This is a genomic window from Halobacillus rhizosphaerae (assembly GCF_046719735.1).
GTDB lineage: Bacteria > Bacillota > Bacilli > Bacillales > Halobacillaceae > Halobacillus_B > Halobacillus_B rhizosphaerae.
In genome coordinates, this window is sequence record NZ_JAUTWQ010000026.1 from 1 (window position 1) to 26,036 (window position 26,036).

The following is a 26,036-nucleotide window of genomic DNA, read 5'->3' on the forward strand; positions in this document are numbered from 1 at the left end:
TTGGATAAGTGTCCAACAATCGGGGGTCAGTGTAGGCCTTCCGGGATCTCACCTGTCATGTGCATCCCACAGGAGATTCCTGTGGGAATTGCGGGACAGCTGAGACCCCGGAGAGCTTTGCTCGAGGAGGCTCAGCGCGCGCCCCACGGAAAGCGAACCTTTTCCCGCAGCCCTTAGATCCCCACTATCGTCTCGAAACTGAGTCTTCCTATAAAAAGATCCTAAAAAAAGCAGGTAAGCGTTACGCTCACCTGCTTTGATCTTACAACGTCAAACACTGCACTTTCTTAATATTACCCACTTCAGCAAGCGATTCTTTACACTGGCCTTCGACTTCCTTATCGACCGTTAGAATCATGACCGCGTCACCGCCTAAAATCGTCCGGCCCACCTGCATCGTTGCAATATTCACATGATGCTCAGCAAGCAGACTTCCAACATGACCGATGGCACCCGGCTGATCCTGGTGATGGATCACGATTAAATGTCCTTCTGGAATCACGTCAATTGAATATTGATCCAGCTGAACAATTCGTGCGCCTAATCCATTCAGCAGAGTCCCGGCAATGCTGCGCTTTTCCTGATCCGTTTCAATTTCAACTGTGATCAGGTTAGTAAATCCTTTGGTCGAAGTAGATTTTTGTTCATTGATAATAATGCCTTTATCTGAAGCCGTCTTAAAGGCGTTCACATCATTGATCCGACTTCCGATATGTCGCTGCAAAATACCTTTAACCGCAATTCTCGTCAACGGCATGGTATCTACATCCAGCAGATCACCAGAGTAATAGACGTTCACTTTTTCCAATGCCCCATTGACTACTCTGGATAAGAAAGCTCCTAATCGTTCAGAAAGCTGGAAATAAGGGGCGATTTTATCCATCGTTTCTGAGGATACGGATGGCATATTTACCGGATGCTTCACGGTGCCTCCTCGGAGAAGTTCCATCACGTCATAGCTGACATCGGTCGCCACATTCTCCTGAGCTTCAATCGTGCTTGCTCCCAAGTGAGGAGTCGCGATGACTTCCGGGAGGGAAAGCAGCGGATGATCAACGGCAGGCTCTTCTTCGAATACGTCAAGAGCAGCTCCGGCAATCTTTCCGCTTTTCACAGCTTCATAGAGCGCATCCTCTTCAATAATGCCGCCGCGGGCACAATTTAGGATACGAGCTCCCGGCTTCATCAGCTGGATCGCTTCTTTATCGATTAAATGCTTCGTTTCTGCGATTAACGGGGTATGTACCGTTAAAAAGTCCGCCTGCTGCAGCACTTCCTGAACGCTGCCATGACTTACCCCCGCTTTGTCTGCTTTTTCTTTTGTTAAAAAAGGGTCATAAGCGACTACATTCATGCGGTGTCCTTTCGCACGCTGAGCGACCTCTTTACCAATCCTTCCAAAGCCCACAATACCGAGGGTTTTATTTTTTAATTCTACCCCTACGAACTTCTTGCGCTCCCAGTTCCCGAGCTTCAGTTGATGATAGGCCTGCGGAATATTACGGGCAAGTGACATCAGCATGGCCATCGTATGTTCCGCGGTAGAAATCGTGTTTCCATCAGGAGCATTGACCACGACGACTCCGTTCTCTGTCGCCGCATCCAAATCAATGTTGTCCACACCGACCCCGGCCCGTCCAATGACTTTCAGTTCCTTCGCATGCTCAATCACTTCTCTGGTCACCTGCGTCTGGCTGCGGACGAGAATCGCATGAGCGCTTCCTACAGCTTCCAGCAGTTCTTCATGGCTGAGGGAAGGATCCATCACCGCTTCCACATCTTCCGCATCTAATAGCGGACGAATCCCATCCTCACTTAATGGATCACAAATTAATACACGATGCATTTATACCAGCTCCCTTGCAGCAGTTAAATAGACTTCCTGGGCAGCTGCCGTACCTGCGCCAGCTTCAAATTCATGCCCTACCCTTTTTAAAACGATTTCCAGCACACTAATATATTGCAGCACATTGGCCGGGCGGCTGTAGCCCATATGACCGATTCTAAAAATCTGCCCCTTCAAATGCTGCTGACCGCCTGCGAGAAGCAGACCGAATTCTTCATTGGCAATTTTGCGCAGCTGTTCCGCTTCAAAAGTTTCCGGTTTGATAGCCGTCACCGTACAGGAGGCGTCCTCATCGGACACAAATAAAGGCAGATGAAGAGCTTTACAGGCTTCCCGGGTCATGCGTTTCATTAATTGATGGCGTTCATACACGTGTTCCAGACCTTCTTCTTCTATTAAATTGAGCACCTCTTCCAGTCCGAATAATAAGGAAAGGGCTGGCGTAAACGGAGTCTGGCCGTCCTGTAATTTCTTATCGTACGTTTTTAAATCGAGGTAGAAGCGAGGACGGTCATTCTGATGGATAACTTCCCACGCCCGTTTGCCAATTGCAGCAAAAGCCAAACCTGGAGGCAGCATCATAGCTTTTTGAGAACCTGAAACTAAGAAATCGATTCCAGACTGTTCCATATCGATCTTTGCTCCTCCTATGGAAGACACTCCATCTACAATCACTAGCGCTTCACTCAGCTTGTGCACACGTTGAGCGATCTCTTCCACAGGGTGCATGACACCTGTCGAGGTTTCACAATGAGTCACAAAAACGGCCTTCGTATCCGGGTGCTGTTTCAGTACGGCCTCCACCGCTTCTGGCTGCACAGCTTTTCCCCATTCCACATCGATTTGATGGACCGTTAATTCGTAGGTATTACAAATCTTCGCAAATCGTTCTCCAAACGCGCCGGCGACCACTACAATCACTTCATCGCCAGGCGAAGTCGTATTCACAACGGCCGCTTCCAGTGCCGAGGTTCCGCTTCCCGTTATCAATTGCACATCCTGAGAAGAACCAAAAACCGTCTTCAGGCGTGGAGTCATTTCCTTAAGTAAGTCTTTACACTTTTGTCCTCTGTGTCCAATGATCGGCTGGCTCATGGCACGATCCACACTGGGCGGAATTGGAGTCGGACCAGGTGTATGAAGTAATTCCCATTCACGCTTCATCTGCTTATTCCCTCCTGATTCTGGTTTCTTTTCCTTTTCGTTCATCCTTTAATGCGTTAGAAAAGAAATGATATTCCTTAATCCTATCAAAAGTTATTTCATTGTCAATCTTATTCGAATATTCTGCCATATGACTTTTTTTCTTTTTTTTCTCTTGTAAAATTACTGTAATATTCGGTAATAATCTGTATAATCAAAAAAGTAGGCATTTTTAGAAAATTACAAATTACTTTGGGGGGATTACTTTGAGAAAACACCGAAAACTATGGCTATTATTAACTTTGATGCTTTCCCTGGTACTCGCAGCATGCAGCGGGGGCGGAAACGATGAATCAAGTTCCGATGACAGCGATAGCAGCTCAGATTCAGATAGCTCAAGCAAACAGGAAATCACCGTAACAGCGAAAAGTGAGATCCCGAGTATGGATCCATCCTTAATCACCGACACTGTTGCCTTTCAATGGGCAGGGGAAACAACGGAGGGTCTTTACCGTTTAGGAGAAAACAGTGAACTTAAAGAAGGTATGGCTAAAGATAGCAGTGTCAGTGATGACGGCCTCACCTGGACGTTTAAACTGCGCGATGCCAACTGGTCCAATGGAGACCCGGTTACAGCGAAAGACTTTGTCTATTCCTGGAGAAGAGCCGTAACTCCTGATGTAGGATCCGAATATGGTCCGTATTTCCTTGGCGGCGTCATTAAAAACGCTACTGCTGTCAGCCAGGGCAAAAAAGATCCTGAAGAATTAGGCGTAGAAGCTGTAGACGATCATACGTTGAAAGTACAGCTTGAAAAACCTGTTCCATATTTCAAATCAATGACCGTATTTATTACATTCATGCCTCTTAATCAGAAATATGTAGAAGAACAGGGCGATAAATTCGCAACTGAAGCAGGAAACACACTTTCCAATGGTCCTTTCAAAATGACGGAATGGAATCATGGTGAAGGCTGGACCATTGAGAAAAACGATAAATACTGGGATGCCGACAGTGTGAAACTGGACAAGATCAATGCGAAAGTCATTAAAGAGATTTCAACCGGCGTTAACTTGTACGAGTCCGATCAGATTGACCAAACGGAACTCAATGCCGAGTTTGTGGATCAGTATAAAGGTTCCGAAGACTTTAACATTGCAGAGAAACCTTATCTTTATTTCTTTAAATTTAACCAGGATAACGAGGTTCTTTCCAATGTAGATGCGCGTAAAGCGATCTCTTATGCGATAGACCGTGAATCCTTAACGAATGTTATTTTGAATGACGGTTCAGTTCCGGCTGAAGGCTATATCCCGTCAAACTTTGTTTCCATGCCTGACAGCGACAAAGATTTCAGAGATGCGCAAGGTCCTCTTGTCAGCTACGACAAAGATAAAGCCAAAGAGCATTGGGATAAAGCTATGAAAGCCCTAGGAAAAGATTCCGTTACGCTTGAACTGCTTGGTGATGATACAGGTACTTCGAAAAATGTACTTGCTTATTACAAAGACCAGCTGGAATCCAACCTGGATGGTCTAACGGTTAAACTGGCCGAAGTGCCATTTAAAGAACGTGTCCGCCGTGACCAGGAGTCTGAATTTGAAATTGAAGCAGCAACCTGGGGTCCTGACTACGTTGACCCGAACACGTACATGAATATGTACCTGACAGATGGCCAGAACAATAACATGAACTATTCAAGCAAAGAATATGATGCATTAATTAAGAAAGCCAATGGGGAATATGCTCAGGATCCTGAAAAACGTTACCAGACCTTCCTTGAAGCAGAACAGCTTCTGCTTACAGAAGACGCTGCCGTAGCACCGATGTATCAGGATGCGAAAGCTCAGCTGTTCCGTCCAAGCATTAAAGGGGTATTTACTACCGCTACCGGACCTGAATTTGAATTTAAATGGGCTCATGTAGAATAAATTGAGACCATGTAATCAAGAGCCTTTCCATTTTGATGGGGAGGCTCTTTTTTAACCGCATTTATTTGAATAAAAACCTATATTTCTTGAAAAAGCGGGATGGATAAGATACGTTTACGTGACAAGTATAGAGAAGAATTCAGATCGGAAACGGATAGGGATGAGAACCGGAAAGGGGGGCAGGTTTATGAAAAGATTCTATCAACGGGCACTCTATTATAGCGTAGGAATTGTAGTATTAACTTTAGGGATCGCGCTTACGATTCACTCGCACCTGGGCACCTCTCCATTTGATGCGTTGCTCGTAGGGTTATACCGCACCTTTGGATTAACAATCGGCAGCTGGGAAATCGTTGTCGGGCTGTCTATGATTCTCTTTAACTCCATCGCTGATCGAAGACTTCCGGAAATTATTGCGCTTGCAACGTCATTCATGACCGGCGCGGGGATTGACCTCTGGGTGTATACCACCGGGAGCTTTATCCATCCTGAGGGACTTGCCTCCCAACTCGCCTACCTTCTGTTAGGAATGATCTTTGCCGGGTTAGGGATTGCGATCAACCTGCAGGCGGACTTTGCCCCTAATCCATTTGACCGCACGATGCTGGTGGTTACCAAACTCACCGGATGGAACGTTTCGATTTCAAGAGCAGTCATTAGTATTATCTTAGTGATTGCCGCCTTCCTCTTTGGCGGAGCTATCGGCATCGGAACCCTGCTCATCACGGTGTTCAGCGGAACAATTATTCAACTGTTCATGCGGGTCGTCAAACGGTTTGATAAACGGATTAACGGATCAGCATCGACATCAAAGACGAGTGCCTAGTACACTAAATACAAAAAAAAAAGGAGCCTGAAACAAAAGAAAATACCTGCCATTTAAAGACAAACAAGGGAAGTGCAGGGGTTTACTTAGAAAGAACGCTCCGGAAATACACTCCGCTTTTCGCGGGCGGCTGGTCTGCCTCCTCGTGCTGCGCACTCCGGGGTCACACCAATGCCTTCCTCCCGCAGAAGTCTCCGTGTATTTCCTAGGCTGGAATGGTTTCTAATTTTTATTTCCTTTTTCCTGTTCATCAGGGAAACAAACCATACGTCCTGTGTAACCGTCAAGAAATCCCACGTTATGCTGGACAGAACAAAACCCGCACGATGAAGACGTGTTAACCTCTTCATCATGCGGGTTTAATAATGGCTAACAGACTTCTGTTCCAGCCTCTTTCATAATGAATAGTTTCATGAGGAACGGCTTTTTCCCCTTCCAGCGGTGGCTGCGACAGTGGTATTTCACCAGGAGTCTTCGCAGGTAGATTGAGCAGTCAATTATCCATTTTGTACTCACATCCACCTTTTCATAGTCAATTAGATTTTTGATCTAAACTGCCGGCAGGACCGAAGAATTCATAATGGATCTGGCCAGCAGGGACTTCCCACTCTTTAAGTGACTGGTACATAGCTTTCATAAAGCCGGTCGGTCCACAGAAATAAAATTCGGCATCCTTGGGAACGAGACTTTTTAAATACGGCAAATCAATGTATCCTTCATGGTCAAACGCCTGTGTAGTTCGGTCCTCTTCAGAAGGAGTTTCATAGACGATCGCCGTGTTGATATCAGGAAGGCGCATTTCCTCTTTTAACCCATGCACCGCTCCGCTGCGGGCAGCATGAATAAAGAACACCTGCCGCTCAGGCTGACGGATATGAACGGTTTTCATCATGCTCATCAAAGGAGTTAAGCCTACTCCTCCGCTAAGCAGGACCAGCGGTTTATCAGATTTCATATCTAAGTGGAAATCTCCTGCAGGGGCCGTAAGCGGCAGAATATCGCCTTCCTTGAGGTGATGGTGCAGCCAGGAGGACACTTTACCCGCATCTGTTCCTGCATTGCCATCTTCCCGTTTTACACTAATCCGGTAGTGTTCTTGCAAGGGAGCATCAGACAAACTGTATTGTCTCACATGCGTATACTCTTCTCCTGGAATCTCTGCCTTAACCGTAATATACTGCCCAGGCTTAAAGTTAGCGATCGCCAAGCCATCAACGGGCTCTAAGTAGAAGGAAGTGATCTCTTCACTTTCGATCTGTTTACGGACCACCTTAAAGTTACGATAGCCTTCCCAGCCTCCTTCCTGCTGTTTCGCTGCTTCATACATCTTTTCTTCCACTTGAATAAAGACTTGAGCAATGACCCCGTAAGCCTCCTCCCACGCCTGCAGAATCTCATCGGTTGCCGCGTCTCCTAACACTTCTTTAATGGCTCCCAGCAAATATTCTCCTACAATAGGATAATGCTCTTTGCGCACCTGCAGACTGCGGTGCTTCTCTGCAATCTTTTCCACCGCTGGCATAATTTCATGAAGCCGGTCGATATGAGCAGCTGCCGCATAGACCGCATTGGCAAGCGCCCTTGGCTGCTTTCCTGCTTTTTGGTGGGTTTGATTAAATAGATTCTTTAATTCTGGGTGGTCTCTAAATAAATTCTGATAGAAACAGGTCGTAATTGCTTCCCCATGGATTTTCAGGACGGGTACAGTTGATTTAATAATTTCGATCGTGCGTTCATTTAATGGGTTTTTTGTTTGAGTCAGCATAATCATAACTCCTCTTTAAATGATGTATTTTGTTTACATCTTTATTATACTTATAAAAGAAGCATTTTAAATACACCTTTAGTGACAATTCTATGACACTGCATAGGGCGTCGGTCAGCATGCAAAGACACGGATGGGGAATCTGTGGTAAGATAATGGAAAAGTTGAATGAGGGACGAACAATGCGATTAAAGAAATACACGGATTACGCTCTGAGAGTATTAATTTATACAGCATCCAAGCCCGAGGGAGAGCTTGCCAGTAAAAAAGAAATTTCTGAGGTTTTTCATATTTCGGAAAATCACCTTGGAAAAATTATTCACCAGTTAAATAAATTTGAGCTGATCGAAACGATCCGCGGCCGGAGCGGTGGCCTCAAATTAGCAAAGCAGGCCGCTCAGATTAATGTGGGCCACGTTGTGCGTCTGATGGAAGAGGATTTTCTGCTCTTAGAATGTTTTGATAAAGACAACAATTATTGCGTCATCACTCCCGCCTGCAAGCTTAAGCACATTCTAAACGATGCCTTGCGAGCATTTTTAGAGGTGCTTGATCAATACACGCTTGCCGACTTGCTCTCCAATAAAGATGAATTACGCGCGCTGATGGACATTCGTCTTTAAACCTTATAAGAAAAAGCCTTGTCGTCATTAAACAGACGACAAGGCTTTTTGTTTACTTATGAAACTGGGATATGAATCTGTCTTTTAGACGATAAAAAAAGCACATTAAGTTCGGAAACTTAATGTGCTTTAAGTCTACTATTCAGTGGTGTAAGGCAATAGAGCCATTTGACGAGAGCGTTTGATCGCTTTTGTCAATTTACGTTGGTACTTAGCAGAAGTTCCAGTTACTCGACGAGGAAGAATTTTTCCACGGTCGGAAACGAAACGTTTAAGCAAGTCTGTATCTTTAAAGTCGATGTGTGTAATTCCGTTTGCTGTGAAAAAACACACCTTTTTGCGTTTACCGCGTCCACGACGTGCCATGAGGCGTTCCCTCCTTACTTAATTAGAATGGTAAATCATCATCTGATATATCGATAGGTTCCCCATTATCTGCGAATGGGTCCTCATTGCGCTGCTGGTTATTAGAGTCGAAGTTATTTCCTGATGGTTGATTCTGATTTGAGCGAGACCCTGAGCCTTGGTTTCCTCCACCTTGTGAAGATCCGCCTTTAGACTCCAGGAATTGAACGCTGTCTGCAACAACTTCTGTTACAAATACACGTTTGCCTTCCTGATTATCGAAGCTGCGGGACTGTAAACGTCCGTCTACTCCGACAAGGCTTCCTTTATTCATAAAGTTAGCCAGGTTCTCTGCTGCTCGTCTCCAAACGACACAGTTAATAAAATCTGCATCCCGGTCACCCTGATTATTCGAGAATGGACGGTTTACCGCAATGGTAAAGTTGGCGACAGCTACTCCATTCGGCGTATAGCGTAAATCAGGATCCTTCGTTAATCTGCCGACTAAAACGACACGATTTAACATCAGATCACTCCTTATTTGTCATCTTCGCGTACAGCGATGTGGCGGATAATATCATCCGTGAACTTCGCTTGACGATCGAATTCATTAATCGCTTCACTTGTACCTTTGAAGTCGATTGTTACATAGATCCCATCACGATAGTCGTTAATTTCGTAAGCAAGACGACGCTTGCCAACTTCTTTAACTTTTTCAATCTCCGCTCCGTTATCAGTCAGAATTGTGCTGAAACGCTCAACTACAGCTGTTTTAGCTTCTTCCTCGATGTCTGGGCGGATGATGTACATGATTTCATAATTTCTCATCCGTTTTCACCTCCTTATGGACTTAGCGGCTCCTTCTGGCTGAAGGAGCAAGGAGTAATTTCTATTCAATTACTCACAATGAAGTATTATAGCAAACTTGTTCAAGAAATTCAATACTTATAACGGAAGGATCCTGGAGTCGCTTATACGTTAAACCGGAAATGGATAACATCGCCATCTTTCACCAGATAATCTTTACCTTCTAATCGTACACGTCCGCGGTCACGGGCAGCGCCCATTGTTCCTGCTTCGACTAAATCTTCATAAGATACGGTTTCTGCACGGATAAATCCACGTTCGAAGTCCGTATGAATAATTCCAGCTGCCTGAGGAGCGGTCATGCCTTCTTTAAAGGTCCAGGCACGTACTTCCTGTTCGCCTGCTGTGAAGTACGTTGCCAGGCCGAGCAAGTTATAGGTCGCTTTAATCAGCTGATCTAATCCCGCTTCTTTAATACCCAGGTCTTCAAGGAATTCTGCTTTTTCTTCCCCTTCAAGCTCGGCGATTTCTGCTTCAATCTTCGCACAGATGACAATAACTTCCGCGTTTTCTGCAGCTGCAAACTCACGGATTTGTTTGACTTTATCATTGTCACCTTCGCCGATCTCATCTTCGCTTACGTTCGCTACGTAGAGGATGGGCTTGGAGGTCAATAGATGAAGGCCTTTAACAATCTTCTGCTGATCATCTGAAAAATCAACGGCGCGGGCAGGTGTTTCAGCTTCCAGAGCTTCCTGTAGCTTTTCAAGCACCGTGTGTTCCGCCACAGCTTCCTTATCTTTCTGACGGGCCATTTTAGCCACACGTGTCATCCGTTTAGAAACGGTCTCAAGGTCTGCCAAAATTAATTCCAAATTAATGGTCTCAATATCAGAGATCGGATCGACCTGTCCGGATACGTGGGTAATATTTTCGTCTTCAAATGCGCGGACGACGTGACAAATCGCGTCCACCTGACGAATATGAGACAGGAACTGATTTCCCAGTCCTTCCCCTTTACTGGCGCCTTTTACGATGCCGGCAATATCAGTAAATTCAAAAGCGGTTGGGACAGTTTTCTTCGGGTTCACAAGCTCGGTCAGCGTCTGTAAACGACGATCCGGAACTTCCACGATCCCTACGTTCGGGTCAATTGTGGCAAACGGATAGTTCGCAGACAGCGCTCCTGCTTGTGTAATTGCGTTAAATAACGTAGATTTTCCTACGTTCGGTAAACCTACGATTCCTGCTGTTAGTGCCATATAAGACTTTCACTCCTTAAGGATATACATACATGCATGCTAGTCATACCAATTATAGATACTGTGATTGAAAATAACAAGTTGTAGAGAAGCAAAAAACAAGCCTGTCTGAGCGCTTGTTTTCTTCCTTTTCGCTTATTAAAAAAACGATTACCGGCTTGCATACGCCTCTTAATTCTCCTAAACCGCTTGTTTTCTGATGCAAAAGTTTACAAAGACTCAGCAGAGCAGATACAAGTGGGCTGCTCGGAAATGGTTACGCTTCGTTTTTTTCCAATACTTTCTTCATCTTCGTTTCGAACTTCTTACGAGGAATTAAAATGCTGTGGCCGCAGCCTTCACACTTAATTCGGATATCCGCTCCCAGGCGGATGATTTTCCAGCGGTTTTCTCCGCACGGATGAGGTTTTTTCATTTGCACAATGTCCTCTAAATCATAATTCTTCTCAGGCATTTTACTTCCTCCTACTATGATTAATGAACAGGTTCTTTGACTTTTTCTTCGTCGTTTCTGGAATACATGACCAGACGAGGGAACGGAATTTCAATGCCCTCTGTGTCCAATCGAGTTTTCACTTCTTTCCGGATCGCTCGTGCCACAGCCCAGTGCTGCATCGGTTCTGTTTCAGCGATTATACGCATGACAACGTCCGATGAACCAAGACCCTGAACACCCAGCAATTCTGGAGTCAGCACGAGGTCGGGGTAGCGGTCCGGCAGCTCAGCCATCAGCTCATGCAGGACCTCTTCGGCCCTCTCAATATTGCTTTCATAAGCGATGCTCACATCAACAACGGCAATACTATTATGAATGGAAAAATTGGTGACTTGCGAGATGTTTCCATTGGGCAGGATATGAACCTCGCCTGTCCAGCTCTTTATTTTCGATGTTCGTAAGCCAATTTCCTCCACAAAGCCTTCCACACCGGAAGCCTGCACATAATCGCCGACGGAAAACTGATCTTCGAAGATAATAAAAAATCCAGTAATGATGTCGCGCACTAGATTCTGCGCGCCAAAGCCAATCGCAAGACCGGCAATCCCGGCGCCGGCAAGCAAGGCTCCGACATCAAGAGAAAAGGTGTCTAAAATCATGATGAACGCGGTGAAGTACACAATGTAGTTGATCGTGTTCATAACGAGCTTCTTCAGCGTCGCCTCTCTGCGCTGGGTGATTTTAAATGGCCCCCGGCGGCGATTTTCAAAAAACTGAGAGGTGATCCTTCTTGCAAGACGATTTACCACAAACGTTAAGACTAATATGAGCACAATTTGCAAAACAGCCACACCAATCGTTACCCAAAGATCTGGACCAGTAACATAGTCTATGGTGTTGTCCCACTTGTTTGCCACTTCCTTCGTCACCTTTGCCGTCACCTGTTATCCCTCCCATTACGCCAATGAATATGAGAACTATTCTAACAGGTTTTTAACGGATTTTGAATCTTTGTAATACCGGATAAAGCAGGAGAGAAGTGAGCACATACAAGTTCAGAACCCCATAAAGCGGGTACAAATACTCAATTAATGTCGAGAACCCGAAAGAGGTAAACGGAAGCATGAGCGCAATCATCCCCATCGCCACAATCCACAGGGGCTGCTTGGAAAAGTCTCGGAACCTGGTAACTAAGCCAAGCGTGCCTGATGCAGCCGTCGTGAAGATCGCAATCCAGAGCATTAACGACATGAAAATCAGCATCTCGTAAGGGTAGTGCTTTAGTATGGCAAAAAGTGGAATTTCATATAGGATGATTTCATCAGAAATTTGGATCAAACTATTATTATATAAATAGGAAATCACCCCGAGAATTAATCCGCTCCCTAAGCTGGCGACCCAAATCTCTCCTTTATATTTCACTTTATTCCCGATCGCCCCAAGGACAGCTATCAGCGGCAGAATGTTCAAAGCTGTAAACGGAAAGGCAGCCATCCAATTGCTCATTTCATCAAAATGACCGAAAATCTCTAAATTGTGGTCGTTAATAAACATGATTAACACAAACAGTAAACCCGTAATCAGCAAAGGGAGAACCAGACTGTTCACGGCGACAATCCCTTTCACGTCCCACACAAATAATAGAATGAGCGGGATCACAATAATCATCACGCCTAGCCGGTAGGAAAAGTGAAACGCCTGAAACGTCGCCCCGCTTCCTGCGAGCATAATGACAGTGGTCGTGAACAAATAAATAATAATCATGCCGTCATAGACAACCGTCAAATGTTTCCCCACAATTGCTTTCAGTACCGGAAGATAATGGCCTGACTGTTTCTTGAAGCTTATATCCAAAATCGACACACAGCATATGCTGAACATGATCGCGAACAACAGAATAGCCATGCCTGAGTCTTGTCCAAAAAATTGCCAAAGCTCCCTGCCAGAAGCATAACCAGCGCCAATCATCGTCCCCACAATCAAAAACATCCACTTGATTCCTGCTTTTAACATGACCGCTCCTCCACCTTAATGTATTTGGCACGTATAGAACCGTGAACAGACTTATATACTGTTACTACTATGTGTCTGGAGGAGTGGCTATGAATTTTAAGGACAAGTTTTCCAACAGTGAACGGCGTGTAAATATGGACGATCCGGATATGAGTCAGCAATTAAGTGTCTACTTAGAGGAATGGCTGCCGGCAGAGCGCGAAGTTATTATTACTTGCATCGGCACCGACCGGTCCACCGGGGATGCATTTGGTCCATTGATCGGGTCCATGCTTGAGGATCAGCTTCTAGAAACCTTTAAAGTCTATGGAACGTTAGAGAACCCGTTACACGCCTTAAATTTACATGAACAATTGGAACAGATTCATAGGCTTCATCCCCGGCCGTTTATTCTCGCCATAGATGCGTGCTTAGGAAAGTCTTCCTCTGTCGGCTGCGTCAGCCTGGGAAAGGGAACCATTTCTCCGGGAGCGGCATTAAAGAAAGACCTTCCTCCGGTGGGGGATGTTCATATCAGCGGGATGGTGAACGTCAGTGGATTTATGGAATATGTGGTCCTGCAAAATACACGGCTGCACATTGTGATGAAAATGGCCGCGCAAGTAGCCGCTGCTATTCGTTTAACCGATCAGCAGCGTTTCAGCAAGCGTGCCGCTGCGCCTGCCTATCCAACGATGGTTTTTCCCATAAAAAAACAGCAGCCTCTTTAGCTGCTGTCTAGAACCACTGAGCCACGTACAAAATGATTCCTACCATAAAGAGAGGGCAGTAGATTAGCGACACGGATTTTCGTTAATTTAAGGAGATTTAAGCCAATCGCTACAATGAGCAATCCTCCCGCTGCCGTCATTTCCGTAATAAATAAATCAAGCATCTCCTGCGGCACCCAGCGATTAATTTGTGTGGCAAGCAAAGCAATAGAGCCCTCATACAGCACGACAGGGATGACAGAAAAAATAACCCCGAATCCGAGCGTTGAGGTGAGCACAAGAGCGACAAAGCCATCAATAATCGCTTTCGTAATCAGAACTTCATGATCATTGCGCAACCCGCTGTCCAGCGCGCCAATAACCGCCAGCGCACCGATGACAAAAATCAGCGAAGCGGTAATAAATCCTTGAGCGACACTTGACTGTTTATCAGGACTGGAAAATTTTCTTTCTATCCAGCGGCCGATGTATTCCAGTCTCTCTTCTAAACGAATTGCTTCTCCCAGGATACCACCGGTTAACAGACTGAGCAGCACAATGACAATATTGTCCGTTTTAAATCCCATTTTCAAACCAATTAGAAGGACCGCAAGCCCGACACCGCTCATCACGGTTTCTTTATAGCGTTCGGGAATCTTGGTAAAAAACAACCCCAGAAGCGTCCCGGCAGCGATACAGGCCCCATTGACTAAGGTTCCTAGTAATACCATGACATTCTCTCCGATTTCTGTTTCCTGTGAAACATAGATTCCTTATGTAAACCTGCCTGAAGGTGCTCTATCCATCAGGCATCCTGTTCCTTTGTTTCAAACCATTCAAGGATTCGTTCTAAATCCTCATCATTAAAAAATTCAATCTCTATTTTCCCTTTTCGTTTCCCTTTATGAATCGTAACTCCTGTGCCGAGCTGCTCTTTCAACGTTTCTTCGCGGGCTTTTATGAAAATATCTTTCTCTGTTTCTTTCTTCTTCTTCGCGGCCTTCTGTTCATTCATATCCGCAATAAGACGCTCTACCTGCCGGACATTCAATTGATCTTTAACAATTTTATCAGCAACGGAGGAGAGCTCCTGCTTATCCTTCAATCCAAGCAGGGCACGGCCGTGGCCCATCGTTAAAGTTCCTTGATTCATATGCTTAATGATGTCCGACGGGAGCGACAGCAGCCGGACGAGATTAGCGATATGGGAGCGGCTTTTTCCTAACCGTCCGGCTAATTGATCCTGAGTGACGCCCAATTCCTTCATCAGGCTCTGATAAGCCATCGCTTCTTCAACCGGAGTAAGGTCTTCACGCTGTAAATTTTCGAGCAGCGCAAGCTCCATCATTTGTTCATCGGTCAGATCACGGACGAGAGCGGGAACTGAGTCGAAATCGGCGGCCTTGGCTGCCCGAAACCGGCGTTCTCCTACAACGATTTCGTAGCCTTTAATGCTTTTTCGAACGATGAGCGGCTGCAGGATCCCGTGTTCAAGTATCGACTGCTTTAGCTCGTCAATCGCTTCCTCTGTAAATTCTTTCCGGGGCTGATACGGATTGGGCCGGCATTCTTTAACAAGGACTTCACTGATTTCCTCACCCTGCTGCTTAATTAAGGATCCTAATCCTTTACCTAACCCTTTCGCCATTAGCGATCACTTCCTTTGCTAGGTCTAAATACACTTCAGCCCCGCGGGATTTGGGATCATATAAAATAATCGGTTTTCCATGACTCGGGGCTTCACTCAGCCGGACATTCCGGGGAATGATCGATTGATAGACTTTTTCCTGAAAATATTTCTTTACTTCATCAATTACCTGAATTCCCAAGTTCGTTCTCGCATCCAGCATTGTCAAAAGGACGCCCTCAATCATCAGCTGCTTGTTCAAATGCTTCTGCACAAGCCGGACGGTATTTAACAATTGACTCAGTCCTTCCAGCGCATAGTATTCACACTGGACAGGAATCAGCACAGCATCAGAAGCGGTCAGTGAATTAATCGTCAGCAGCCCAAGGGATGGAGGGCAGTCGATAATCACATAGTCATACTCGTCTTTAATTTTGTCGATGGCCTGCTTTAATCTTACTTCCCGGGAAATGGTAGGAACAAGCTCAATTTCTGCCCCTGCTAATTGAATGGTCGCCGGGATGGCATCTAAATTCTCTACCAGGGTGGTCGTCCGTACCTGACTTGCTTCCACATCGTCCACCAGTACATCATAGATGCACTGATCCATTTCCCCTTTCTCAACACCTATCCCACTCGTAGCGTTGCCTTGAGGATCTATATCTACCAGAAGTACTCTGTTATTTAAATATGCCAGGCATGCGCTTAAATTAACCGCCGTCGTGGTCTTACCTACGCCTCCTTTTTGGTTGGCAATGGAAATCACTTTCCCCATGCTGTCACCTGCCTCTTTCCTCATATTTCGATTCTTGCGTGAACCAATCCTGCTGCCGCCGTTTCCCCATCTCAAAAATCGATTACACCCTTGAAATTCCTCGCTTTTTCGGTACTCTATGTCTTTTTATTCTATCATTCTTCTAAGAAAATAGGAGGAAAAAGGCGGGTTTTATCCAAATATTAGAAATATTAAAGAATCCTTGAAAAAACACCCACCTTCACAGCCGTAAAGATGGGTGTTCAGAAAGCTATGATTTTTTCTTTGGAATTTTTATCGTGATTTGATAATAGTCTTCATGATCTTCTTCATCTGTTTCCAGATCAATGCCGGTGTCCGACACCATAGTAAGCGATTGGCGAATCGTATTCATCGCAATCCGCATATCTTTATTGACCCCTTTAAGGGTCGGTTTCTTTTTCTTCGGTTTAGGCTCAGCCAGCTTGGCGATCCGCTCTTCGGTCTGTTTCACATTTAGATGCTTTTCGATAATTTCAGCGAGAATTTTCTCTTGCAGCTCCGGATCCTTTATTCCAATTAAAGCACGGGCATGCCGCTCTGTAATCTTCTTATCCATAATTGCTTGCTGTACCGATTGCGGAAGCTTTAACAGCCTCATTTTATTAGCGATTGTCGATTGACTCTTGCCTAGACGCTGTGCCAAAGCTTCCTGCGTCAATTCATGGATTTCAATCAGCTTTGCGTAAGCCATGGCTTCTTCAATAACCGTCAGCTCTTCACGCTGCAGGTTCTCGATTAACGCGACGGATGCGGTCTGTGAGTCGTTCATGTCACGAATAATGGCGGGGACCGTTTCCCAATTGAGCGATTGAACCGCTCGCCACCTTCGTTCTCCAGCAATCAATTCAAAATCCTCATCATTTAAGCGACGGACCACAATTGGCTGAATCATCCCATGCGTATGGATCGTCTGGGCAAGTTCTTTTATCTTTTCGTGGTTAAATATCGCGCGAGGCTGGTAACGGTTCGGCTGAACACGTTGAACCGGTATTTGCAGAACTTCGTCAGGATTATATCCTTCCCCATCATTCTCATGATCAGATTCTGACTTGTCTCCCAGTCCGAACAAACGGCCAAAAGGATGTAACACGATCAGACACCACCTTTTTACGATCAAGCATACGCTACCTCTGCTGCCTGTATAGAACCAGCTCAAAAACAGAAAAAAGCGCTGCAGGCTTTCCGGCTGCTGCGCATAGGTATGCCGTTTTCACTCTTACGTTATTTTATCATATTTACAGTAGTAAAAGTATCTAGTATATGGAAAAATTAATAGATAGAATAGTCATAAAGAATTGTTTTTCTTCACACGTATATAGTCTAAGTATAGAAATAGACCACATGAAATGCAAAGTATTTAATTACTAAGGAGACTCGCAAAAATCGAGAATGGATTCACCATCCCTGTTACGGCAGGGTATACCCTGATTTACTAAGCTTAAAAATAATTTCCCGCACTCCTCTTTCATTCGTATGCTCATTCATTCGGCGCGGGTCCGGTATTTTCCTCTAAAAAATAACAGAAGGATGAAAATTTACAAACGAGAAAGGTTGATCAAAATGAACATAAACCAGTATGTCCATAAGCTCGTCCAAACCTTGGAACCCTCCCCTTTCGGAATCTATCAATATGGTTCCGGGGCCATTGGTGCATTTAATAAGGAACAAAGTGACTGGGACTTGATCATATTTTTTCATTCTGAAGATGATCTACTTCAGCTGACTCCGCAAATTCAAATGTTCCATGACACCATCCGCCATACATATCCTGAATTCTATCATAGACTGGACGTCATGTTCCTGCCGATTTCTGCGCATGGCAAAGGGAACGGCGACGTTTCTCCTTATCCCTCTCTTGAAGGCGGATCGTTTGCTTCCGCTAGCTATCATAACCTTAATGCGGTGACCTGGTGGACGTTGAGAACCAGCTGGTACGGCCCTGAGCTCCTTCCAGCTGTAACTATGGACGACGTGATGGAGGAAATGAAATATAACCTGACTCACTACTGGCCGCATTACATAGCCAAAGGGCAGCAGGCAGATGCAGACGGCGAGGAGATCGTCTGGGTCGTCTCGGGATTAGCGAGAATCCTCTATACGGTTGAATGCCACGACATTATCGGAAAAGAATCCGCTTTAGACTGGGCTAGGAAAATGATGCCTGAACACCAGGAAATTATCGATGAAGCTATTCAGCTGAGAAGGGGAAAGAAAAGCTTCGTCCTGGCAGATTCCGCCATGAAAGCGCAGGTCCTGCAATTCGCTGACCAGGCAATTGAGCTTGGGCAGCGCAAACTGAACCTGTAAAGAAAGGAACATAATTAGAAAAGCGGAATGTATTTCCGGAGCGGTCATTCAGGTAACCCTTTTCTATTCCCTTAATTGCAGGACAAAAATCCGAACGGTGATGAAATCATGTGATTAACACTTCATCATCGTTCGGATTTAATAATGGCTAAAAAGATCCCTGTCTCATTCTGTCATATGAAATTGCTTTTCTCTCGCAGCGTTAAAACGGTTAATCGACAAAATCACTCTTTTTAATGAGGAAGAAACTTAAAATCGCTCCCAGGCTTAAGATGATTCCCGCCGTGACAAAAACCTGGTCTAAGCTATTCACAAAGGCGGTCTGAGCAATATCCTGAATTTGAGAGAATCCCGGCATACTTTGATATTTATCGGCGCCTGCTCCTTCTAGACCCTGGCTCCCGGCAATCGGACCAGCCGAGGAAATTCCGTCAATAATATCCTGTTTCGCATCATCAGGAACTCCTTGCATATTTAAGCCGCTGATTTTCTCTTGAATCGCATTGACGTATTGGTTGGAGAGAACAGCTCCCAGAAAGGCTGTCCCAAAAGCGATTCCAATTTGTCTGGAAACGTTATTCACCCCTGATGCCATCCCGACAATTCGATTAGGAACGGTATCCACAGCAGTGGTCGAAATTGGAGGGTTAATCAGACCATTTCCTACACCAGCCACTAAGAATGCTGGTAATAAATAAATCCAATTGCTCTGGTCCTGCGTAGAAGATACGAGCGTCATCATAAAGTCAGCAATCGCAAGAATCGCTAACGCTGTGACGATCACGGGTTTTGAGCCGATTTTATCGGTCAGGTTTCCGGAAATGGGTCCAAGGAATAAGGCAAACCCGCTGATCGCAATAAATCTCAGTCCAGCTTCAAGCGCTGAAAACCCGAGATAATTTTGCAGATAAATGGTTAAATAGAAGAAAAGTGCATAAACACCTGCGCTTAAGCAAAAAGCAGCGATACAAGCCCCGGAATAACTAAGGTTTTTAAATATTCTTGGATTCACCATCGGGGTTTTTATTTTTAATTCGACTAGCACAAAGACGATAAAGCTGATGAGTGCTCCGCCTAGCAGCCCGATAATTTCAGGGGACGTCCAGCCGAGATCTGATTTATTCACTTCAATTAAACCAAATACCAGACAGAACATGGCCGCTGTAATCAGCAGAAATCCAATAATATCAATCGACTTCGAAGTTTCTTCATCCTTCGTTTCCTTAATAAAAAGAAAAGCCATCACTAAGGCGATCAGTCCAATTGGGAGATTAAGATAAAAGATCGACTGCCAGCTGAAATTCTGTACTAAAATTCCGCCTACCAAAGGGCCGATCGCTGTCGCCAGACCGCTGACGCCTCCCCAGACTCCAAACGCAATCCCGCGTTCTTTTCCAAAAAAGGTGGTCGAAATGATCGCCATCGATAACGACATCATGGCTGAAGCACCCAGCCCTTGAATTCCCCGGGAAATATTTAAGAAATTAATACCAGGGGCCAGCGCACATAGTAAAGAACCAATCGTAAATACGATTAATCCGAGCATGAAAAATCGTTTTCTTCCAAAAATGTCACCCAGACGCGCCACGGTAATTAAAGCTACCGCAAAGATCAATGTATAAGCATTCACAATCCATTCTAACTGGCTAAAATCTGTATTAAAATCACTTTGGATGGTCGGCAGGGCCACGTTTACTATGGTCACATCAAGCAGGGCCATAAATAATCCAAAACAAACGGCCGCTAACCCCCACCAGCGTTTATTACTTTTCTCCTGTGTCATACTTTTCCTCCTTCACGTGCTCCATCTCCTGTTTCAGCCATTGTAAATCGGCTTCGATCCGCTTGCTTCGATGAGTTAATACTGAATTAATACTTGTTTTTTCATCATTTTTAATTTCTTCTTGATCCATGACAAGGGAACGATTTTCTTCTACATAATCAAGAAGATAAAGCAGATAGCTTTTATGTTGTTCTAGAATCGCCAATCTCAGCTTTTCATTTATATGATGAAAGTTACTAAGCTTGATATGAAAAAGATCTTCCGTATTTTGGTCGTATTCTGCTGGTTCCTCCATTAATTCATCGAAACGGCTGAGACCTTTGTCCGTGATTTTGAGAATCTTTTTAGGACGTCCCGGACCGGATTGTTCCTGAAGAGTTTGAGTAATATACCCTTCCTTAGTCAGCCTTTGAAGCAGCGGATATAATACGCCCCAGCTCATCTTACGGTCAGGACCTATTATTTTCCCCAGCACATATTGAAGCAAATACCCATGCATCGGTTTATCTTTAAGTTCTCCTAATATAAATAATTCGTACATCGTAACCTCCTCATTCAATGACAGACCCTTACCGCTCCTTATAATATATCTATAAGATATAAATAACAACTATTTATGGGTCAAATTTATATTTTTTTTACAATCCAGCTTGATTAACATTTCTAAACCAGCAAAGACTAGAGAAAAAGCAAAGACATAGGGGGGAGAAGAGATGAATCAGGAAAGCAGAAGTGAAGATTATAAGCCGGCAGACCTTAACCATGGTATGCTCAGTGAAATTCAGCGTTTAGAGAAGCTTATGAAAGAAGAGACGACGGAGGAAATCATCCTCATTGCTTACAAACAACAGTAAAAAACGAGGCAGGGACAAAAGTCTTTCCTTCATTATAAAATCCGAACAATGACGGAATAACTTTGTTACCATTCCATCATCGTTCGGATTTACTTGTTCTGCTTGTTGTACACTTTTTACTTTTGATTATTCTGTTACCAAGGAGGAATCAAGAAATATAGTCCTACCCTCCAGCGTAGGTTCGTTATTTTGTTTCATGTGAAACATATGTACTTGAAAGAATTCCATAGATATCTACATCGGCATAGGTTCCCTGATGGTAAAGATCCTCTTTCAATGTGCCTTCATAACTCATCCCCGTGTACTCGAGAACTTTTTGCGAAGCAGCATTTGAATGTATGACCTGGGCCCAGATTCTATGTAAGTATAGCTCCTCAAAGCCAAATCGGATCACTCTTCGGGCCGCTTCTGTGGCGTACCCTTTTCCCCAGTAGGGCTTGCCTATCCAATAGGCAAGCTCCCCTTTATGATGGTTTTTATCGATACGGATCGTAATGGTCCCCACTAATTCTGCTTCTTCCCAGGTGACCAAAGCAAACGGATAGGCCGAACCTTTCTCCATCCAGCCTCTATGCAGGGCAATCCAATCTTCTGCCTTCTCCAATGTAAAAGGATAGGGAATCTGGGTCGTGGCTGCAATAACTGGATCATCAGCAAGCTTGGAAACCTTCTTCGCATCCGTGTACGAAAAGGGGCGTAGATGCAGTCGTCTTGTATTCAACTGGGGATCCATGAGATTTCCTCCTTAAATCGGCTTATCCATAACAATGCGGTGCTGGGAAAAGCCTAATTTTTCATACAGGTCGATGGCGAAATTGCCTTTATAGACGACGAGTCTGACCCGTTTCAGCCCATGATGCTTTAATTGATGGAGTGCTTCCTCCATCAATGCCGTCGCATAGCCTCTTTTTCTATATGGTTTTAACACATGAAGTTCATAAATAAATCCGAAATCATCCTGGGTGATTTCATCTTTCTCAATTCCATATAAGATCCATCCCGCAAACTCGTGAGTGTCAGGTTCCTTCATCACTAATACTCTTCCGCCTCTGAGCAGGACAGTATTCATCATTTCTGACGCTAAAGCATCATTCACATAGTAATTCCCCTGCGAGCCTTCATTAAACGACTCGGCCGTATGTCGTAAAATTTCCTCCAGATCCTTTTGCACTGCAGGCATGATGACCATAACCCTCTCCCTTTCTGTAAAAATAGTGTCGTTACTTAAGACTATTTGTTACAGAAGGGCTTTATTCCCTAGCGAACGATGTAAATAAAAAAAGGAAGACAATATGACGATCACACCGGCGGTAAGAATCGTTCTGCCCGTTCCAAAAGAATCGGCCAGGATGCCTGCTAAAAACGCAGCAAATGGCATGGTGAACCAGGTAAGAAAGCGGCTGGTGGCCTGTACTCTTCCTAATAAGCGATCGGGCGTTAATTTCTGCCTAATGGTAAGGATACAAGGACTTTGAATGGATGCTGCAAACGTACCTATAGCATTACCAGCCAGCAGCCAGACATACGAATCAGCATATCCGAAAAGCACGATTGAACCGCCGCCGATTATAGACCCTGCAAAAAGGATGGAGCGGTATGTAAGGTGCTTTCTGACAAAGCTCGAGGTAATCGAACCTAGAATCGCTGCAAGTCCTCCTGCCGATAGCAGCCAGCCGATTTGGACGGCATCTAAACGAATGACCTGTTTCAAATGAAACACCAGCATCGTTAAAAATAACGTCGTTCCGAAAACCGAAAAAAACATGGCAGCGTTGGTAAATAAGATCGGTTTCATTGACCAGACATAGTCAAATCCAGCTTTCACATCCTTCATAAACGCACGTCCTGAAACCTCTTCCCGAGACATAGGGAGGGGCAGACTGACCACCGCGCAAAGGGCAGCTAAGAAACTGAGTCCGTTCATAAATAGAGCGGCTCCAGGATTCATCAAGGAAATGACAATACCTCCAGCGGCTGGGGCCGTGAACACAGCCGTGTTAAATAAACTGGAATTGATCGAATTGACGAGCTGCAAATCTTCTTTTCTGACAAGCTTGGGAACAGAGGCAAATTGACACGTATTATAAATTTGACTGAATACCCCGATGAAAAAAGCAGTGCATGATAGTTCCATCATCGTTAAAAGACTGAAGAAATACAAGAGAGCTGTTCCGATTAACAGGAGAAAGCGTCCCAAGTCACACGCGATTAAAATTTTTTTACGGTTGAAATAGTCCGTGAAAACGCCCATGAATGGCTGTGCCAATAAAGGAAGACGCTCAAGTGCGGCAACCAGCCCCATGCTGAGGGGCGAGCCAGTGATTTCTAGTACAAGCAGTGGAAGTGCCAGCAGGTACATTTGATCGCCTACAAAAGAAATAAGATTACCGCCCATCAAGCGAAAAACCGGAAAATTCCGTTTCAACGGGAGAGGGGATTCGTTGGGCTGAACGAGCGGTTCACTCATAATGGCCGCCGGCGTACCCTTGTAATTCATGCCCAAGCGACGCTAATTGATGAGAAGCTACCTGATAAATAGCTCCGTTCTGCTTCACAAATCTCGCTGCTTTCAATTGCTTTACATGATGATGGACGGTACTTTTCCGCATAGAGAGGAGAGTCGTTAATTCTTTCAGCGTCCGTTCCTTCTCGCCAAGAATCTTCAGGATGCGCAAGCGGTTTTCATCTCCTAAGGCTTTGCATTTCTGAACGAGAAATTGGTCAGGCATATAAGGGTCTTCAGGATTCATACTTTCGTTCGCCACGGGATAATAAAATACTTTCGTATCCTCTAAATCGGCTTCTACATTCCACGGACGATACGTCAGGTGAGGAATGAGCAGCACACGAGAAACGCTGGGCTCTGGAGTATACTCAATTCCGCCCGTTGCCCAGCTGACGAGTTCCTCGGGATGCATCTTTTCTTTGGCCACAGCTTTTGACTGATGATCGCGGGAAAGAATCGCCTCCAGGTGATCCGCTTCCGGAGCAATTACCTGCTCGTACCAGCCTGTCATTACTTCAATTAAATGCTTCTTTAGCCAAGCCGGATCGGCAGTGGCTATATATTCAATATAGTCTGTTAAAAAGGCGTGACCGGCCGTGAGTTCTTGAAGATCCTTCACTGCTGCCAGGTCACCACGAGCAGCAGCCATTCGTGCTCCTGTTTTCTTTTTGCCCATAAAAGGGAGGCAGTTGAACTTCAAATCTTCCTCAGTAAGCTGTTGTATGTAGTGGGTAAAGTCGGCAAGAGTTAGTAAATGTGATTGATGAAGCAGTTCAAGAAGAGCCTTCCACGTATTATGCTGCTGGACGGTATCCAGATGCTGTTTCATTCCTTGAGACATTGATTTGCGAATCGCCTCCCATTCGTTCATGGGTTTTTCCAGCGTATCCCTTAAGGCTGTATTGGTTATCGCTGCGATACCCAGGGCTGTTTCCCAGAGCAAGGAAGACTGAACGGCGATGTGATAAGTTTCTCGGTTTCTGCTTGAAGAATTGAATACTTCCATTAAAATCACCTCTTTTATATTCTATATTTTTAGAACATAAAATTCAATAAATATCGAACCATTTAATTAAGGAAAGTGGGTATCTTTTCAAGTAATATTTTCGAAGGGTTGTGGAAGAATGAGCACAACGAACAGAAAGCAGGTGGTTTAATGGATATGTATAATCCTGTCTATCGAGCAGGGGATGTGGTGTACGTCATCTATCGCAACCCTCATACATTTGACGTAGCCAACGTTCAGCAGGCGGCAGTGGTCAAAGATCCAGAAGAGCCCGGAGAATTGGCCTTATTCTTATATGACACGTATTTCCCTCTGGATTCTGAAATCGCTGTTTATGCCTCTCAAGGGGAAGCGATGCGTGCTTATGAAGAAGTCTTCGGCAGCTTTGATATGGAGGGACCGCAGTGGTAAAACCTTTCGTACCTCAACTCGTTTATATTGAACCCCGTGCTTTAGAGTATCCATTGGGGAGAGAATTAAAAGAAAAGTTCGAGAATATGGGGATCGAGATTCGCGAAACCACCTCTCACAACCAAGTGCGAAACCTGCCGGGAGAAAATGATTTTCAAAAATATCGAGTGGCCAAATCAACTCTTGTGGTAGGCGTTCGAAAAACGTTGAAATTCGATACGTCAAAGCCATCGGCCGAATATGCGATTCCCTTTGCTACCGGATGCATGGGGCACTGCCATTACTGCTACCTGCAGACGACGATGGGGAGCAAACCGTACATTCGTACGTACGTTAACCTCGACGAAATCTTTGATGCTGCCGAGCAGTATATGCAGGAGCGTTCCCCAGAAGAAACCCGGTTTGAAGCTTCTTGCACATCCGATATAGTGGGAATCGACCACCTTACTCATTCCCTGAAGCATGCGATTGAATATTTCGGGAAATCCGAGCATGGAAAATTGCGATTTGTGACTAAGTTTGCTCACGTTGACCATTTGTTAGACGCTGAGCATAACGGCCGGACTCGATTTCGATTCAGCATGAACGCCGATTATGTCATTAAATTTCTCGAACCCGGTACATCGAGATTAAAAGAGCGTATTGAGGCCGCTGTAAAAGTGGCTGCTTCAGGCTATCCGCTGGGATTTATTATCGCTCCGATTTACTTATACGACGAGTGGAGAGAAGGGTACAAGGAGCTCTTTGAACAGCTTCACGAAAAGCTTCCCGCTTATGCAAAAAAGGATCTTACCTTTGAACTGATTCAACACCGTTTTACGAAGCCGGCGAAGCGTGTCATTCAGAAAAACTATCCTATGACAAAGCTTGAGATGGATGAGGAAAGAAGAATGTACAAATGGGGACGCTATGGAATTGGCAAGTATGTGTACCCTAAAGATGAACAGCAGGATATTCAGCGTACGCTGGGGGAGTATATTGAAACATACTTTCCTGAAGCCCGCCTCGAATATTTCACCTAAACCATGGGACAAAACGAAAAACCCGAACTCATTTCGAA

The 26,036-nt window shown here is 44.9% G+C and carries 27 protein-coding genes and 1 pseudogene; 8 read left to right on the forward strand and 20 right to left on the reverse strand.

Annotation, left to right across the window (positions count from 1 at the left end; all coding sequences use genetic code 11):
* Nucleotides 1-262: 262 nt before the first annotated feature.
* Both serA and Q7A53_RS19465 read right to left on the reverse strand, forming a co-directional pair.
* Entirely contained in the window at nucleotides 263-1,846 is a 1,584-nt protein-coding gene (gene serA / locus Q7A53_RS19460; protein ID WP_411790875.1) for a phosphoglycerate dehydrogenase, read from the reverse strand.
* Nucleotides 1,847-3,010 carry a pyridoxal-phosphate-dependent aminotransferase family protein gene (locus Q7A53_RS19465; RefSeq protein ID WP_411790876.1) on the reverse strand — a complete coding sequence of 388 codons (1,164 nt, stop codon included), beginning with the start codon at nucleotides 3,008-3,010 and terminating at the stop codon, nucleotides 1,847-1,849. It lies immediately after the preceding gene.
* A 245-nt stretch (nucleotides 3,011-3,255) separates the two neighbouring features.
* Here Q7A53_RS19465 and Q7A53_RS19470 point away from each other — a divergent pair, with 245 nt between their 5' ends.
* Nucleotides 3,256-4,920 (forward strand): peptide ABC transporter substrate-binding protein, encoded by a 1,665-nt coding sequence (locus tag Q7A53_RS19470; RefSeq protein WP_411790877.1) that lies wholly within the window; start codon nucleotides 3,256-3,258, stop codon nucleotides 4,918-4,920.
* A gap of 187 nt (nucleotides 4,921-5,107) precedes the next feature.
* Complete coding sequence (locus Q7A53_RS19475) at nucleotides 5,108-5,746, forward strand: YczE/YyaS/YitT family protein (RefSeq protein ID WP_411790878.1); 639 nt, start codon at nucleotides 5,108-5,110, stop codon at nucleotides 5,744-5,746.
* 532 nt (nucleotides 5,747-6,278) lie between these two features.
* On the opposite strand, the gene hmpA is transcribed toward Q7A53_RS19475, so the two are convergent.
* Entirely contained in the window at nucleotides 6,279-7,511 is a 1,233-nt protein-coding gene (gene hmpA / locus Q7A53_RS19480; RefSeq protein WP_411790879.1) for an NO-inducible flavohemoprotein, read from the reverse strand.
* A gap of 182 nt (nucleotides 7,512-7,693) precedes the next feature.
* Here hmpA and Q7A53_RS19485 point away from each other — a divergent pair, with 182 nt between their 5' ends.
* Nucleotides 7,694-8,134 (forward strand): Rrf2 family transcriptional regulator, encoded by a 441-nt coding sequence (locus Q7A53_RS19485; protein WP_411790880.1) that lies wholly within the window; start codon nucleotides 7,694-7,696, stop codon nucleotides 8,132-8,134.
* 138 nt (nucleotides 8,135-8,272) lie between these two features.
* On the opposite strand, the gene rpsR is transcribed toward Q7A53_RS19485, so the two are convergent.
* The 7 genes from rpsR to Q7A53_RS19520 form a co-directional block, all read right to left on the reverse strand.
* A complete protein-coding gene (rpsR, locus tag Q7A53_RS19490; protein ID WP_411790881.1) occupies nucleotides 8,273-8,500 on the reverse strand; it encodes a 30S ribosomal protein S18 in 228 nt (75 codons plus the stop codon).
* A gap of 22 nt (nucleotides 8,501-8,522) precedes the next feature.
* Nucleotides 8,523-9,005, reverse strand: a complete 483-nt coding sequence (gene ssb / locus Q7A53_RS19495) for a single-stranded DNA-binding protein (RefSeq protein WP_411790882.1) — start codon at nucleotides 9,003-9,005, stop codon at nucleotides 8,523-8,525.
* 11 nt (nucleotides 9,006-9,016) lie between these two features.
* Nucleotides 9,017-9,307 (reverse strand): 30S ribosomal protein S6, encoded by a 291-nt coding sequence (gene rpsF, locus Q7A53_RS19500; RefSeq protein ID WP_411790883.1) that lies wholly within the window; start codon nucleotides 9,305-9,307, stop codon nucleotides 9,017-9,019.
* 143 nt (nucleotides 9,308-9,450) lie between these two features.
* Nucleotides 9,451-10,548 (reverse strand): redox-regulated ATPase YchF, encoded by a 1,098-nt coding sequence (ychF, locus tag Q7A53_RS19505; protein ID WP_411790884.1) that lies wholly within the window; start codon nucleotides 10,546-10,548, stop codon nucleotides 9,451-9,453.
* 256 nt (nucleotides 10,549-10,804) lie between these two features.
* Nucleotides 10,805-11,002 carry a DUF951 domain-containing protein gene (locus Q7A53_RS19510; protein ID WP_411790885.1) on the reverse strand — a complete coding sequence of 66 codons (198 nt, stop codon included), beginning with the start codon at nucleotides 11,000-11,002 and terminating at the stop codon, nucleotides 10,805-10,807.
* A 20-nt stretch (nucleotides 11,003-11,022) separates the two neighbouring features.
* On the reverse strand, nucleotides 11,023-11,925 hold the full coding sequence (locus tag Q7A53_RS19515) for a mechanosensitive ion channel family protein (RefSeq protein WP_411790886.1): 903 nt from the start codon (nucleotides 11,923-11,925) through the stop codon (nucleotides 11,023-11,025).
* Nucleotides 11,926-11,977: 52 nt separating this feature from the next.
* A complete protein-coding gene (locus Q7A53_RS19520) occupies nucleotides 11,978-12,997 on the reverse strand; it encodes a YkvI family membrane protein (RefSeq protein WP_411790887.1) in 1,020 nt (339 codons plus the stop codon).
* Between the two features lie 89 nt (nucleotides 12,998-13,086).
* Here Q7A53_RS19520 and yyaC point away from each other — a divergent pair, with 89 nt between their 5' ends.
* The gene (gene yyaC / locus Q7A53_RS19525) at nucleotides 13,087-13,707 is read left to right on the forward strand and encodes a spore protease YyaC (protein WP_411790888.1); all 621 of its coding nucleotides are present in this window, start codon (nucleotides 13,087-13,089) and stop codon (nucleotides 13,705-13,707) included.
* A 7-nt stretch (nucleotides 13,708-13,714) separates the two neighbouring features.
* Here yyaC and Q7A53_RS19530 read toward each other — a convergent pair.
* The 4 genes and pseudogenes from Q7A53_RS19530 to noc all read right to left on the reverse strand — a co-directional run bounded on the left by Q7A53_RS19530 (nucleotide 13,715) and on the right by noc (nucleotide 17,199).
* Nucleotides 13,715-14,417: pseudogene (locus Q7A53_RS19530) on the reverse strand (DUF554 domain-containing protein).
* Nucleotides 14,418-14,491: 74 nt separating this feature from the next.
* A complete protein-coding gene (locus tag Q7A53_RS19535; RefSeq protein ID WP_411790889.1) occupies nucleotides 14,492-15,334 on the reverse strand; it encodes a ParB/RepB/Spo0J family partition protein in 843 nt (280 codons plus the stop codon).
* On the reverse strand, nucleotides 15,315-16,088 hold the full coding sequence (locus Q7A53_RS19540; protein WP_411790930.1) for a ParA family protein: 774 nt from the start codon (nucleotides 16,086-16,088) through the stop codon (nucleotides 15,315-15,317). The genes Q7A53_RS19535 and Q7A53_RS19540 overlap by 20 nt, the downstream gene beginning before the upstream one ends.
* Before the next feature lie 250 nt (nucleotides 16,089-16,338).
* Entirely contained in the window at nucleotides 16,339-17,199 is an 861-nt protein-coding gene (gene noc / locus Q7A53_RS19545; protein WP_411790890.1) for a nucleoid occlusion protein, read from the reverse strand.
* Between the two features lie 470 nt (nucleotides 17,200-17,669).
* On the opposite strand from noc, the gene Q7A53_RS19550 reads away from it, so the two are divergent.
* Complete coding sequence (locus tag Q7A53_RS19550; RefSeq protein WP_411790891.1) at nucleotides 17,670-18,416, forward strand: aminoglycoside adenylyltransferase domain-containing protein; 747 nt, start codon at nucleotides 17,670-17,672, stop codon at nucleotides 18,414-18,416.
* 211 nt (nucleotides 18,417-18,627) lie between these two features.
* Here the strand turns inward: Q7A53_RS19550 and Q7A53_RS19555 are convergent, their stop codons facing one another.
* Nucleotides 18,628-20,199, reverse strand: a complete 1,572-nt coding sequence (locus Q7A53_RS19555; protein WP_411790892.1) for an MFS transporter — start codon at nucleotides 20,197-20,199, stop codon at nucleotides 18,628-18,630.
* Nucleotides 20,180-20,740, reverse strand: coding sequence for a PadR family transcriptional regulator (locus Q7A53_RS19560; RefSeq protein ID WP_411790893.1), 561 nt, complete (start codon nucleotides 20,738-20,740; stop codon nucleotides 20,180-20,182). Before Q7A53_RS19560 ends, Q7A53_RS19555 begins: the two co-directional genes overlap by 20 nt.
* Nucleotides 20,741-20,912: 172 nt before the next feature.
* Between Q7A53_RS19560 and Q7A53_RS19565 the strand changes: the two genes are divergently transcribed.
* Nucleotides 20,913-21,053, forward strand: a complete 141-nt coding sequence (locus Q7A53_RS19565; RefSeq protein ID WP_411790894.1) for a hypothetical protein — start codon at nucleotides 20,913-20,915, stop codon at nucleotides 21,051-21,053.
* 184 nt (nucleotides 21,054-21,237) lie between these two features.
* Here Q7A53_RS19565 and Q7A53_RS19570 read toward each other — a convergent pair whose 3' ends face one another.
* From Q7A53_RS19570 to Q7A53_RS19585, 4 genes are read right to left on the reverse strand one after another with little or no spacing between them, the layout of a single operon-like run.
* Nucleotides 21,238-21,786 (reverse strand): GNAT family N-acetyltransferase, encoded by a 549-nt coding sequence (locus Q7A53_RS19570; protein WP_411790895.1) that lies wholly within the window; start codon nucleotides 21,784-21,786, stop codon nucleotides 21,238-21,240.
* 12 nt (nucleotides 21,787-21,798) lie between these two features.
* On the reverse strand, nucleotides 21,799-22,242 hold the full coding sequence (locus Q7A53_RS19575) for a GNAT family N-acetyltransferase (RefSeq protein WP_411790896.1): 444 nt from the start codon (nucleotides 22,240-22,242) through the stop codon (nucleotides 21,799-21,801).
* A gap of 48 nt (nucleotides 22,243-22,290) precedes the next feature.
* On the reverse strand, nucleotides 22,291-23,550 hold the full coding sequence (locus Q7A53_RS19580) for an MFS transporter (protein ID WP_411790897.1): 1,260 nt from the start codon (nucleotides 23,548-23,550) through the stop codon (nucleotides 22,291-22,293).
* A complete protein-coding gene (locus Q7A53_RS19585) occupies nucleotides 23,513-24,565 on the reverse strand; it encodes an ArsR/SmtB family transcription factor (protein WP_411790898.1) in 1,053 nt (350 codons plus the stop codon). The genes Q7A53_RS19580 and Q7A53_RS19585 overlap by 38 nt, the downstream gene beginning before the upstream one ends.
* Nucleotides 24,566-24,715: 150 nt before the next feature.
* On the opposite strand from Q7A53_RS19585, the gene Q7A53_RS19590 reads away from it, so the two are divergent.
* Entirely contained in the window at nucleotides 24,716-24,976 is a 261-nt protein-coding gene (locus Q7A53_RS19590) for a transcriptional regulator SplA domain-containing protein (RefSeq protein ID WP_411790899.1), read from the forward strand.
* The gene (gene splB, locus Q7A53_RS19595; protein WP_411790900.1) at nucleotides 24,970-25,998 is read left to right on the forward strand and encodes a spore photoproduct lyase; all 1,029 of its coding nucleotides are present in this window, start codon (nucleotides 24,970-24,972) and stop codon (nucleotides 25,996-25,998) included. The genes Q7A53_RS19590 and splB overlap by 7 nt, the downstream gene beginning before the upstream one ends.
* Nucleotides 25,999-26,036 lie beyond the last annotated feature (38 nt).